Annotated in this window: 14 protein-coding genes; 5 read left to right on the top strand and 9 right to left on the bottom strand. The window is 43.9% G+C overall.

Annotated features, from left to right (window positions below):
- Window positions 1-7: 7 nt before the first annotated feature.
- Window positions 8-739 carry a molybdopterin converting factor subunit 1 gene (gene moaD / locus ACFSVM_RS05125; protein WP_090723296.1) on the top strand — a complete coding sequence of 244 codons (732 nt, stop codon included), beginning with the start codon at window positions 8-10 and terminating at the stop codon, window positions 737-739.
- A gap of 87 nt (window positions 740-826) precedes the next feature.
- Window positions 827-1873 (top strand): HD-GYP domain-containing protein, encoded by a 1047-nt coding sequence (locus tag ACFSVM_RS05120; RefSeq protein WP_076311438.1) that lies wholly within the window; start codon window positions 827-829, stop codon window positions 1871-1873.
- Between the two features lie 298 nt (window positions 1874-2171).
- Here ACFSVM_RS05120 and sufB read toward each other — a convergent pair whose 3' ends face one another.
- The 7 genes from sufB to ACFSVM_RS05085 all read right to left on the bottom strand — a co-directional run bounded on the left by sufB (window position 2172) and on the right by ACFSVM_RS05085 (window position 8883).
- Window positions 2172-3569, bottom strand: coding sequence for a Fe-S cluster assembly protein SufB (sufB, locus tag ACFSVM_RS05115; RefSeq protein ID WP_076311627.1), 1398 nt, complete (start codon window positions 3567-3569; stop codon window positions 2172-2174).
- Window positions 3570-3589: 20 nt separating this feature from the next.
- The gene (gene sufU / locus ACFSVM_RS05110; protein WP_076311628.1) at window positions 3590-4021 is read right to left on the bottom strand and encodes a Fe-S cluster assembly sulfur transfer protein SufU; all 432 of its coding nucleotides are present in this window, start codon (window positions 4019-4021) and stop codon (window positions 3590-3592) included.
- Window positions 4011-5234, bottom strand: coding sequence for a cysteine desulfurase (locus tag ACFSVM_RS05105; protein ID WP_379260745.1), 1224 nt, complete (start codon window positions 5232-5234; stop codon window positions 4011-4013). The genes sufU and ACFSVM_RS05105 overlap by 11 nt, the downstream gene beginning before the upstream one ends.
- Window positions 5231-6532, bottom strand: a complete 1302-nt coding sequence (gene sufD, locus ACFSVM_RS05100; RefSeq protein ID WP_076311630.1) for a Fe-S cluster assembly protein SufD — start codon at window positions 6530-6532, stop codon at window positions 5231-5233. The genes ACFSVM_RS05105 and sufD overlap by 4 nt, the downstream gene beginning before the upstream one ends.
- A gap of 26 nt (window positions 6533-6558) precedes the next feature.
- Window positions 6559-7341 (bottom strand): Fe-S cluster assembly ATPase SufC, encoded by a 783-nt coding sequence (gene sufC / locus ACFSVM_RS05095; protein ID WP_076311631.1) that lies wholly within the window; start codon window positions 7339-7341, stop codon window positions 6559-6561.
- Between the two features lie 388 nt (window positions 7342-7729).
- Window positions 7730-8194, bottom strand: a complete 465-nt coding sequence (locus ACFSVM_RS05090; RefSeq protein ID WP_047909953.1) for a Dps family protein — start codon at window positions 8192-8194, stop codon at window positions 7730-7732.
- Between the two features lie 386 nt (window positions 8195-8580).
- Window positions 8581-8883: a YunC family protein gene (locus ACFSVM_RS05085; RefSeq protein WP_076311632.1), complete on the bottom strand. Its 303-nt coding sequence runs from the start codon at window positions 8881-8883 to the stop codon at window positions 8581-8583.
- Window positions 8884-9146: 263 nt separating this feature from the next.
- Here ACFSVM_RS05085 and ACFSVM_RS05080 point away from each other — a divergent pair, with 263 nt between their 5' ends.
- A complete protein-coding gene (locus ACFSVM_RS05080) occupies window positions 9147-9638 on the top strand; it encodes a hypothetical protein (protein ID WP_379260741.1) in 492 nt (163 codons plus the stop codon).
- A gap of 53 nt (window positions 9639-9691) precedes the next feature.
- Here the strand turns inward: ACFSVM_RS05080 and ACFSVM_RS05075 are convergent, their stop codons facing one another.
- On the bottom strand, window positions 9692-10024 hold the full coding sequence (locus tag ACFSVM_RS05075) for a DUF423 domain-containing protein (RefSeq protein ID WP_371264536.1): 333 nt from the start codon (window positions 10022-10024) through the stop codon (window positions 9692-9694).
- Between the two features lie 212 nt (window positions 10025-10236).
- On the opposite strand from ACFSVM_RS05075, the gene ACFSVM_RS05070 reads away from it, so the two are divergent.
- Together ACFSVM_RS05070 and ACFSVM_RS05065 are read left to right on the top strand one after the other, a co-directional pair.
- On the top strand, window positions 10237-10650 hold the full coding sequence (locus ACFSVM_RS05070) for a hypothetical protein (RefSeq protein ID WP_083655730.1): 414 nt from the start codon (window positions 10237-10239) through the stop codon (window positions 10648-10650).
- Window positions 10651-10770: 120 nt separating this feature from the next.
- A complete protein-coding gene (locus tag ACFSVM_RS05065) occupies window positions 10771-11622 on the top strand; it encodes a DegV family protein (protein WP_379260739.1) in 852 nt (283 codons plus the stop codon).
- Between the two features lie 50 nt (window positions 11623-11672).
- Here ACFSVM_RS05065 and ACFSVM_RS05060 read toward each other — a convergent pair whose 3' ends face one another.
- The gene (locus tag ACFSVM_RS05060) at window positions 11673-12800 is read right to left on the bottom strand and encodes a glycoside hydrolase family 88/105 protein (protein WP_379260737.1); all 1128 of its coding nucleotides are present in this window, start codon (window positions 12798-12800) and stop codon (window positions 11673-11675) included.
- Window positions 12801-12912 lie beyond the last annotated feature (112 nt).

Raw genomic sequence — 12912 nt, 5'->3', positions numbered from 1 at the left:
AAATCATATGAAACTATCCATATTATTATTCGCTGGTGTCGCAGAGAGAATTGGACAAGCAAGCATTGAATTGAATATAGATCACGCAGTCACAGTAAACGATTTGAAAATGCAGCTTGCAGAGGCGTATCCTGAAGCCTCCTCACTCATCCACTCCTCATTAATCGCTATAAATATGGACTATGCGCCAGGTCATGTGATGATCAACGAAGGAGACGAAGTGGCGCTGATCCCCCCTGTTTCCGGTGGTGAAGAGCCCACGCATTCAGCAGATTCCGTTCAGCAAATCCACAGCACGGATGATGGACTATACTCTATTGGATATGCCTCACTATCGGTAGAGGAGACTTCGGCCAAAGTCATCACAGCCAACCATGGAGCAACCTTAACCTTTATAGGAACAACAAGAGAAATGACCGGTGATCAGCGCACTGTTCATCTTGAGTATGAAGCTTACATACCGATGGCATTATCTACCATGAAGACAATTGGCGATGAAATTAATGAGAAGTGGCCTGGCACACAATGTGCGATATCCCATCGCTTAGGCAAAGTGGATATTGCCGAGACAAGTGTTGTGATTGCCGTTTCTTCCCCCCATCGTGCCAATGCCTATGAAGCGAGCCGGTACGCTATTGAGAGGCTGAAACAGATTGTCCCCATTTGGAAGAAGGAGATCTGGGAGGACGGATCAGAATGGAAAGGACATCAAACCGGGCCCTGGGACCCATTAAAATGACTAATATTTAAAACTAGTCGTTGTCTGTCCATTTTTTTCTTGATATGATAAATTTAAAAACTTTACACTTAAAGGTGGTTAATTGTCTTGAGATTACATGTCACCGACTTAAAGCCTGGTTTATTGCTTCAATCGGATACTTTTAATCCTTCTGGAGTGCAGCTGATGTCAGCAGGATCCTTACTTGATGATTCAGACATCGATAAACTGATGATGCACGGTATTGATTATGTAGACATTTCAGAGCCCGCCACCCAGACTGCGCCTGTCTTCCGATCATCCCCGGGGGAATCACTGCTTAAGCTTGTTCCTATGTTTGACACTACCATGATGGGAACTGCCTCGATCTTCAAGGAAGCTACCACAACAGGCCGCTTCTCCATAACTGAGGTCGATGATCTGCTTAAGCCAATGGCTGAACAGCTTGTTGAGCAGAAGGATGTCGTTTCTCTTCTCCTGCTGCTTGATCGTGATGATGAGTATACTTACAACCATTCCGTTCAGGTAGGCATTCTTACATACTATATGGCTTCATGGCTCGGTTATTCCCCGGAAGACTGCTACACCATCTCCAAAGCAGGTTACCTCATTGATATAGGGAAATCTATGGTGCCTGAGAAGCTGCTTCATAAGCCTGGGAAGCTAAGCCCAGAGGAATTCCGCGTGATGAAAAAGCACGCTAAACAGGGATATGACATTATATTAGAGTCCACCGGTAATGAAACACTCGCGATCCCTGCTTTGCAGCATCATGAACGTGAAGATGGCAGCGGTTACCCTTACGGTTTACGCAAAGATGATATTCATCCTTATTCCCGAATCGCGGCCGTGGCAGATGTGTACAGTGCTATGACGACTCATCGTGTGTATCAATCCAAGCAAGAATACATATCTGTGTTATGTGAGCTATACGGACTCAGCTTCGGACAGCTCAATGCCAAAGTGACGCAGAGCTTTATCAAGCATCTCCTGCCTAACTTTATTGGCAAGCAGGTACTACTGACTTCAGGAGATACAGGTACGATTGTAATGAATAATCCGAATGATCATTTCCGCCCGCTCGTCCGTTGTGGACAAGGCTTTGTGGATTTGGCAAAACAACGAGATATTGCTATCGTAGAAATTTATATCTAGAACATACGTTACATCATAAGTCTTAATCGTTTATTTCAGCTAGAACTACTTAAAAAGAACCGTCTAGTACATACTTCCTTAGAACATCAATTGAAGAACATTTATGGAAATAGAGGTCTCTCCTATACGGGTGGCCTCTATTTTTTTATAGCCTGATTTCCTTTGGTCTAAAGGTATATCTCATCTTATAAACATAAATGAATCAGCTGCTTCCTCACATTGTGAACAAAAAAATACGTGCCCAGCCATAAGAGGCCAGGACACGTATTATATATTATTCAATGTTAAACAGCTCTGCTTAACCGATCGAGCCTTCCATTTCGAATTTGATGAGACGATTCATCTCCACCGCATATTCCATTGGAAGTTCTTTTGTGAACGGCTCAATGAAGCCCATAATGATCATCTGTGTTGCTTCGTCTTCCGAGAGACCGCGGCTCATCAAGTAGAAGAGCTGATCCTCAGATACCTTAGAGACGGTAGCTTCATGCTCAAGCGTGATGTTATCGTTCATGATCTCATTGTAAGGAATCGTATCCGAAGTAGACTCGTTATCCAAGATCAATGTATCACACTTGATGTTCGATTTAGCACCTTCTGCATTGCGTCCGAAGGAAGCCAGACCACGGTACGTTACTTTACCGCCATGCTTACTAATTGATTTGGATACAATCGTTGAAGTTGTATCTGGTGCAAGGTGAATCATCTTTGCACCTGCATCCTGATGCTGATCTTTACCGGCTACAGCAATCGAAAGTACAGAGCCTTTTGCGCCGCGTCCTTTAAGAATAACTGCAGGATACTTCATGGTCAGCTTGGAACCGATGTTACCATCAACCCATTCCATGGTTGCATTTTCTTCTGCAACTGCACGTTTGGTAACGAGATTATAGATGTTCGGAGCCCAGTTCTGAATCGTCGTATAACGTACACGTGCATTTTTCTTAGCGATAATCTCAACAACCGCACTATGCAGAGAGTTTGTGCTGTAAATTGGAGCCGTACATCCTTCTACGTAGTGTACAAAGCTGTCTTCGTCAGCAATAATCAGGGTACGCTCAAATTGACCCATATTCTCAGAGTTAATCCGGAAGTAAGCCTGCAGTGGAATTTCACACTTCACGCCTTTTGGCACGTAGATGAAGCTTCCGCCTGACCATACAGCACTGTTCAGAGCAGCAAACTTGTTATCTGCCGGAGGAATCACGGTTGCGAAGTACTCCTTGAGAATCTCTGGATGCTCCTTCAGCGCTGTATCAGTATCCATGAAGATAACGCCTTGATCCTCAAGATCCTTCTGCATGTTGTGGTATACAACCTCAGATTCATATTGAGCAGATACCCCTGCCAGGAACTTTTGCTCTGCTTCTGGAATACCCAGTTTGTCGAAGGTTTCCTTGATTTCTGCAGGAACCTCTTCCCATGTCTTACCCTGCTTCTCCGAAGGTCTTACGTAGTACTGAATATCGTTAAAATCAAGCCCGTCGAGATCACCGCCCCAACGAGGCATAGGCATCTTCTCAAACTGTTTCAAGGATTTCAGACGGAATTCGAGCATCCATTCAGGCTCTTCCTTAATACGGGAGATTTCTCTTACAACCTCTTCCGTCAGACCTTTACCTGTTTGGAAAATGGACTTATGCTCATCCCGGAAACCATATTTATACTCTTCCATTTCTGGCGCTTTTTTTGCCATGTGGGTCTACCTCCCTATCGTTATTGTGGTTTGTGATCCTCATCTATCCCTTTGCGCAGCGCATTCCAAGCAAGTGTCGCGCATTTGATGCGCGCAGGGAACTTATTTACACCGGATAGGGCTTCTATATCTTCATATTCGTCAAATTCTGGTTCCTCTCCTTGCATCAAGGCGGAGAAACGATCTGCCAGGTTCAAAGCTTCATCCATAGTCTTCCCTTTAACCGCTTCAGTCATCATGGAGGCCGAGGACATGCTGATGGAGCAGCCGTCACCGGTATACTTCGCATCCTCGACAATTCCATCTTTAACTTTTAGCTGCAGGGATATCCGGTCACCGCAGGTCGGGTTGTTCAAATCAACTGTTACCGAGTTGTCTTCAAAACTGCCCCGATTCCGCGGATTTTTATAGTGGTCCATAATTACGCGCCGATACAGATCATCAAGTTGCATCACCAAAATACTCCTTTGTCTGGATTAAGGCGCTCACAAGACGGTCTACGTCCTGCTCTGTATTGTATAAATAAAAGCTCGCTCTTGCTGTAGATCCGACTTCAAGCCAGCGCATCAGCGGCTGACAGCAATGGTGACCTGCTCGAATAGCTACTCCGCTTGCATCAAGCACGGTTGCTACATCATGCGGGTGTACACCATCGAGATTAAAGGTTACGAGACCTACATGACGTTTCTTAGGTCCATACACCTGAATGCCATCGATTTCAGATATACGGCTCATTGCATAATGTGACAGCTTGCTCTCATGCTGTGCGATTTCATCCATTCCAATCTCTGTCAGAAAATCAATCGCTGCGCCAAGGCCAACCGCACCTGCAATAATTGGAGTTCCGCCTTCAAACTTCCAAGGAAGCTCCTTCCATGTAGACTCATACAAGCCAACATCATCGATCATCTCGCCGCCAAATTCGACCGGCTCCATGGACTCAAGCAGCGCCTTCTTGCCATACAGTGCACCGATTCCGGTCGGTCCGCACATTTTATGTCCGGATAAGGCGTAAAAATCACAGTCAAGATCTTGCACATCAACCTTCATATGAGGGGTGCTCTGTGCGCCATCAACAACCATAACTGCACCATTGCGATGCGCAATTTCAGCAACTTCCTTAATTGGGTTAATGACTCCGAGAACGTTAGAAACATAAGCCATAGAGACAATTTTCGTGTTCGAAGTGATCGTTTTTTCCACATCTGCCAGATCAATATTGCCATCTGGCTGAAGAGGAATATATTTCAGCACAGCACCCGTTCTTTTGGCAAGCTGCTGCCAAGGGATCAAGTTGCTGTGATGCTCCATGGGAGTGATCACAATTTCGTCGCCTTCGTTCAGTACGGAAGGACCATAGGAGGAAGCAACAATGTTGAGCGCCGTTGTTGTACCTCTAGTAAATATAATCTCTTGCGTACGTTTAGCATTTATAAATTTAGCTACCTTCTCACGAGCACCTTCATATGCATCCGTTGCACGACTTCCAAGTGTGTGAACTCCACGGTGAACGTTGGAATTCTCCCACTCGTAGTAGCGCTTGATCGCATCAAGCACTACGCGAGGTTTGTGGGAAGTTGCCGCATTATCTAGATAAACTAATGGATGTCCGTTAATTTCCTGATGGAGGATGGGGAACTGTTCACGAATCGCCTGAGCGTTCATTGTCCCAGCTTCCTTTCAACAAGGGATTGCAGCTGCACCCGCAATTCTTCAAGCGGAATGTCGGATACGACAGGAGCAAGGAAACCATAGATGATCAATCTTTCTGCATTCTCACGGGAAATACCGCGTGACATCAGATAGTAGATTTGCTCTTGGTTCACTTGACCAACAGATGCGGCGTGACCTGCTGTTACATCATCCTCATCAATCAGAAGAATCGGGTTCGCGTCTCCGCGTGCTTTAGGACTCAGCATTAGAACACGTTCCGTTTGCTGACCATCTGCTTTTGTTGCACCATGCTCGATTTTGGTAATTCCGTTAATGATCGCAGATGCTTCTTCACGCATAACCGCACGTGTAATCATCTGGCTTGCAGAGCTCTTGCCAAAATGCTTCGCTTGTGTCGTATAGTTCAGCTTCTGAGAGCCTGCACCTACAGCAATTGTCTTCTGATCCGAATTCGATCCATTGCCTTTGAGAATAGAAAGGGTATCACTTGCTGTATTACCTGTGTTCATTTCACCAACGATCCATTCAATTGTACCATCGTTCTCAACTACTGCGCGGCGATAAGTAATGTCTGTTACTTGATCTCCGAATTGGTGAACGGTAGCAAAACGAACCTTCGCACCTGGTTTAACAAACACTTCAGCTACCCCATTATGGAAGACAGGTGCTTCGAGATTGCCTGATACATAGTTGTCTACGTATACGACAGAGCTGTTTGTGTCCGCAATAATGAGCACATGAGGTGCAAATGTTGCCGTTCCATCTTCAGCGAGCAAAATAGCTTGAACCGGCTTCTCAATCACCACATTACGAGGCACATAGAGGAATACGCCGCCGTTCCAGATCGCTGAATGCAGTGCAGCCAGCTGATGTTCGTCAGATTTAACTGCCGTGTGAAGATGACTCTTAACAAGATCTTCATGTTCACGAACTGCGGTTTCGAGATCTGTGAAAATTACCCCTTGATCAGCAAGCTCTTTCGAAAGATTGCTGTACACGACGCTGGAGCCCCGTTGAATCAGCAAAGTTCCATCTTGCTCATCTTTGATGAGGTCTGCGATTTCTTCAGGTGCTTCATTCAACGAAATCGCATTGCTTGCTTTGTATTGTCCGTACGCGGATAGATTCCAGCGTTCAATTTTTGTTTTTTCCAGTTTTGGAAGCGCAAGGCTGCCCGCAAGATCAAGTGCCGCTTGGCGCCCTTCAGAAAGCCATGCCGGCTCATTTCTGCCTTCGGATAACGCGCGAAGCGCTTCGGAATCAACCGGAAGAATGGTTTGTGTTGTCATTTAAGATATCCTCCTCCGCTTATTCTTTACGCTTCTTGGCCAACAGTTTCGTCTTCAATTCCCAGTTCTGCCTTAATCCAGTCGTAACCTTCTGCTTCAAGACGTTCTGCAAGCTCAGGACCACCGGATTTAACGATGCGTCCTTGCATCATAACGTGTACATAGTCTGGCTTGATGTAGTTCAGCAAACGTTGGTAGTGAGTGATAATCAAGAAGCCACGATCCTCACTCTTCATTGCATTGACACCTTCTGCAACGATACGAAGAGCATCGATATCAAGACCGGAGTCAATTTCATCCAAAATAACGAGCTTCGGATCAAGCATCATCATTTGAAGAATCTCATTACGCTTCTTCTCACCACCGGAGAAGCCTTCATTAAGGTAACGATGTGCAAACTCAGGGTTCATCTCAAGATCTTTCATCTTACCTTCCATTTGGCGGATGAACTTGATCAGAGAAATCTCGTTGCCTTCCTCACGGCGTGCATTGATTGCACTGCGCAGGAAGTCGGAATTTGTTACACCTGCAATCTCACTTGGATATTGCATCGCAAGGAACATCCCTGCACGAGCACGCTCATCCACTTCCATTTCCAGAACGTCTTCACCGTTCAGTGTAACAGAGCCGCCAGTTACTTCATACTTAGGGTGACCCATCAGTGCTGAAGCAAGCGTACTCTTACCCGTACCATTCGGTCCCATGATGGCATGAATTTCTCCACCATTCATATTGAGGTTAATGCCCTTCAAAATTTCTTTTCCTTCTATTTCTGCTTTAAGTCCTTCAATGACGAAATTTGTAGCCATATGTGCCTTTACCTCCAATAGAAATGAATTTCCCACTTGAAATCATGAAGTATATTTAATAGGGTATCCCCTTGATTTCCAGCTTCACTCGATAAGTGTCACTTTATAATAATTCTAAACTGATTCTCAATGATTCTCAAGTCATTTATGTGGGAAAGTTTACAGACGCCGTAAACAAAATACCCTTGTCCACACAAACTACATAGACACAGCTTCCCGAGGTGCTTCTTAAGTGGTCCAATATTTATGCATTCTATAATAAATAAGGAGGCAAATCAAATGATCTTTCCCCCATTCACTAAGAAATTATCGGACCTTTATTGTTCCTTCATACAATGAAAAAGTCTGGTCTTATCGACCAGACTTTAGAATTGTGAAGTTATCTATTTTATGCCAGGTAAGAACGCAGCATCCAGATATGTTTCTCCAGATCTGCTTGGAAGCCGGTAAGCATGTCTGCTGTCGGGCCATCGCCTGCTTCCTCCGCAGCTTCAATACCTTCTGCATATTCTTCGGATAGTGTTGCGAAATCCTCAATTAGATTTTGAACCATGGTCTTCGGATCTTCACCGCCGGATGCCTCTTGAATAGAAGCCAGATCCAGATATTCCTTCATCGTTGCTGCCGGACTTCCTTTAATAGTAAGAAGTCGTTCAGCCACTTCGTCCATTTGAAGAGTAACTGCATTGTACAGCTCTTCAAATTTAGTATGAAGCGTAAAGAAATTCGAGCCCTTAACATACCAGTGGTAATTATGAAGCTTAACGTACAATACATTAAGATTCGCTACCTCACGATTCAGCAGCTGTTCAATCGTTGTTTTGTTTTCAGTTTTATTTGTTGATTTAGCCATAATGATCCCATCCTTTAACGTATATTTATGATCACATTTATCTTTCGCCACTAGTTCTAAGTTACCCTTGTACGATTTTAATGAAACAAGTTAAATGCTTTATCCACTGAAGCAAACTCCGACAAAAATATCATGATCCAGCAGACTCTCCATTATGCAAAATTACGAAATGAAATCTTTGGCGATTCACGATTGTATTCATTTTAGTGAATTCATTGATTTTTTGGGGGAAGCTATGTCATAAATTCATTAAAAAAAGCAGTCTCCTATAAAGAGATACGACTCAGAAATGAAGAATATCATCATTAGCTTCGCATCGTCCAAATAGAGGACTGCTATTCACATTATGTTCACATAATACTCATCAGCTTACTCTTTCTTTCCGATCACAGCATTCTTTGCAGCGCTTCTACCCCACTCATTCCAGGAACTATGCCTAATTTTTCAGCTTCAATTGTTACAGATTCCATCGGTGCAGCAAGCAGTTCAGCAATGGTCTTCACGCCAACTGCCCGGGCTGCGATAATGTTACGGGCCGCCAAACGCTCATTCAGCAGGCTCACATCAAGTGCTCCGCACATAATGTATCCTTTGGAAGTCGAGACTGTAATCAGTGTTGTCTTGGGCAGCTTTACTTCAACTGCAACAAGGGTATGGTCTCCAACTTGAACAGGCTCCAACGTCACCATTAGTGTAACCCCCCTTCTCTTAACGCGTCTCGACAGTTTATTCTTGGGTCTTCTATATGGTGTGGACAGGAGCGGATAGTGTTAATGCCAAAAGAACCATGTCTTAAAACCTAGCATTTCGCTATTATTCTTATAAAAAAATCCTGGATTTTCGCATAAATATGCGTCTATGGTAGTATTCACGATTGCGTTTTAATGATATAGTTAGAGAATCAATGTACATAATTATTCCATTATAAGAGCAGTGCGAGGTAAATATTATTATGAAAAACACGACGTCAGCAGGCACGAGTAACGAGACCGAATTTCTTTTTAACGTTGACATTATGATTCACAGCAAGTCAGATGCCCTTGCACTGCAATTCCTTCTCGAAATTTTTAATGCACAAGATCAAATTGCAGATTTCAGAATTCAGTCCGGTTTGAAGCTGGGAGCAAGAATTGAGCAAGCTTTGAAACAAACGGCTGTATCCGATCTAAACATGAAACCGATTCATAAATCTTCTCTTATCCCTTCATCCGAGACGATGAAGAGAGAAGAAGTGGACCGTTGTCCTTCAGAGAAATGGCTTATGACCGCAATGAAGGAAGGAAGACTGATCAGGCTCGATATTCGTGAGAAGAATGGCAAAGGTAAGAGCATTCCGTGCCGTGTTCTCAATTTCGATGCGTTATCCAAGCTGGTCAGCATTTATCATGTGGATGAGAAGCAGGTGTACTCCATCCATACGTCCGAGATCGAGAAGTATATCTAGGAATAAGCAAGAACGGCCAATCTCATCTAGTGAGAATGACCGTTCCTTACTTTTTATTTTTTTAATACGGACACGACAACAAGAATCCAGCCTGTAATGAAGCAAATTCCCCCTAATGGTGTAATTGCCCCAAAAATACCGATTCCCGTTATGCTCAGCACATATAAGCTTCCTGAGAACAGTATAATGCCGATAAACATCAGTCTTGCCGCCCATTCTAATGCCTTCTTGGGACCGAAGCTGTTGGCAATAAGTGCAATAATCAAAATTCCAAGCGCATGCATCATATGATACTGTACGCCGGTTTCATACGTGGTAAGCCGCTCTTCACCAATAATCGGTTCAATAATATGTGCACCAAAGGCGCCAATCAGGACAGATAGCATCGCTAGAATCGAACCTATGGCAATCCATTTTTTCGCCACTTGATATGCTCACTCCTCAATGAAATGTATTCTAAATTATCTTAACCTAATATGCGCGCCATTTACTAGTGAACATCCCTTTAACATTGTGACAAAACAGATAGAGAGATACAGCTTGCATTTTAATTTGAATTATGGAAAAGTTAACTGTAAATCTATAAAGGAGCGACTACATGGATAATAACCAAGTACCAAATAACGACCAACTTCAAGAAGTAAACAATCCCTACGGCACTTTTCAGCCACCTCCTGCCAAGATCAAACATTCAGGTCCTGGTATTGCATCTCTAATCGTTGGCATACTCTCCCTGGTCCTTTACATCGCTGTTCTCGCCCTATCACCATCTGCCGCAGCTGAAATACTTGAAAATCCCGATCCTGAGGCGATGCTGAACAACTTCTATGTGATTGTTATCGGACTTTTGATTCTTGCCAGCCTTGGACTGAATATCATTGGTGTTATCCTCTCCATTATCGGATTGGCGTTAAAGAATCGAAAAAAAGCATTCCCACTGGTTGGCCTTATTCTAAATGGTCTGATCCTGCTAATCGTCATCGGCTTTTTCAGCATGACCGTTATGGTTTAGAATAAATTCTCTTCTTCTCTTCGTGACTAACCTTTTTGCTGCCTTTTTTGCTACACACGCCAAATATGCATTATAATGTTTGATGTGAAGAAGAAACTAACTTGTATAAAGGGGATTGAGATGTCGCGAATTAAAATTTTTGCGGACAGTACTAGTGATTTGCCAAAAGAATGGATCCATCAATATGACATTGGCATTGTCCCACTCTATGCCGTATTCGGAGACGAGTCATTGAAGGATGGAGTGGATATCGTTCCAGAAGAGCTGTACCAGCGTGTCAAAACAGAAGGACGGCTACCGAAGACAGCAGCTCCATCACCGGCCGATTTTATGGCCTGTTTTGGCCCATACATAGATGAAGGCTACGATATACTATTTATCAGCCTCTCTTCAGAGCTGTCGTCCACCTATCAAAATGCACTGCTAGCCGCTTCCGAATATCCAGATGGCAGAGTTACCGTATTTGACTCCCTAAATTTATCAACAGGAATCGGTCTTCAGGTGATCAAGGCTGTACGCGCAGTGGAGGAAGGGCTTACCGTTCCGGAAATTGTTCACCGTCTTACCCAGATCAGACCACAGGTCGATACTGAATTTGTTATTGATACACTAGATTATCTATATATGGGCGGCCGCTGCTCGGGAATGCAAAATTTGATCGGCAGTCTGCTCAAGATCAGACCGGTCATCAAAGTAACAGATGGAAAAATGACACCTGCATACAAGGTCAGAGGCAAACGGGAAAAAGCGATGGATCAGATGCTGTCAAATGCACTGAGCAAAACAAATGAAATGGACAATGATATTATCATCGTTGTTCACTCCATGTGTGAGGATGATGCGCTTTATCTGCAAAGGGTATTGCAGGAAAAGACAAATGCAAAAGAGGTTGTGCTGGCTACCGCAGGTTGTGTTATTTCCAGTCATTGTGGACCTAAAACCATTGGTATCATTTACACTAAATCATATTAAGAGAAAAAGAAGACCCTGCATTATATTGCAAGGTCTTCTTTTCTTATATTTTATACGGTTATTTCGGTCATTTGTGCCTCGAGCTCGAGACATGCCATCACAAAAGGAGCTAATCCCTTCGGATCATCCGTACGCAGCGGTTCTCCAATATAGTATTCGAATGATCCATCTCTATACGGCTGACCACCGAGACCAGCTACCTTGCATATGCCTTCCAATGCGTAGGAGCCATCCTCACGCACTTTAACAAACTGGCTGACGATGCCGTCATGTCCCCTGCGAGCAGCTTCCAGTGCATGACTGCCCAAGTAACCGAGACGCACCCCTTTTGCGAGTGCACATACAAACATTGAAGATGCAGACGCCTCCAAGTAGTTGCCTTCTTGCTCAGGCAGATTCAGCACTTGATACCATAAGCCAGTTGCCTCATCCTGCACCTTCATAATTGCCTCACACACCCGATAGAAGATTCCGATAACCTGGCCGCGTTTAGGATGATCCAAGGGCAATGTATCAAGCACATCGGTGATCGCCATTACATACCAGCCGAGAGCTCTTCCCCAAAAGTGCGGAGAGCAGCCTGTGACCGGATCGGCCCAAGCCTGTTCCCTGCTCTCATCATAAGCATGATACAGTAGTCCTGTTTCTGGGTCACGTGATACTTTTTCCATCAACAAAATTTCATGCACAGCCTCGTCAAACCATTCATTTGCACCCATCAGATCTGCATAAGCTGTCATCAACGGACAGGCCATATAAACGCCATCCAGCCACATTTGAAAAGGATAGATCTTCTTATGCCATAGTCCCCCTTCAGCCGTACGTGGATGGCTTCTAAGCTGTGTCATCAACTGCTCAATCGCGATTCGGTATTTCTCCTCACCTGTTTCTTCATACAGTGTAAACAACGTCTTTCCTTGATTCAGTTGATCGACATTGTATTCATTTAATCGATATGTATGAATATGGCCATTATCCTGAATAAATAGATCCATGTTCGTTTTCAGGTAATCAAAATATATAGGATCGTTCGTCGCCCGCCATACTCGTTCAACCGCTGTCATCATGCAGCCATTCTCATAATTCCAATGTAGTCTTGAATGAAAATCTCCCCATGGCAATTGCTTGTTACGCTTCATGAATGAATCCAATATCCGAGTAGACCAAATGATATCCAAACGGTTTCCCTCCCATGATTGTTATTCATGATTCATTTTCGAATGCATGTGTTCAAGGATCAACCCCACTTTTTAACTATATAATGGAAATAAAGCGTATACAAGGTTAAAA

It is taken from the genome of Paenibacillus shunpengii, from assembly GCF_042684905.1.
GTDB lineage: Bacteria > Bacillota > Bacilli > Paenibacillales > Paenibacillaceae > Paenibacillus > Paenibacillus shunpengii.
Note: the sequence above shows the minus strand (reverse complement) of the source record. Positions and strands in the feature narration are given on the sequence as shown.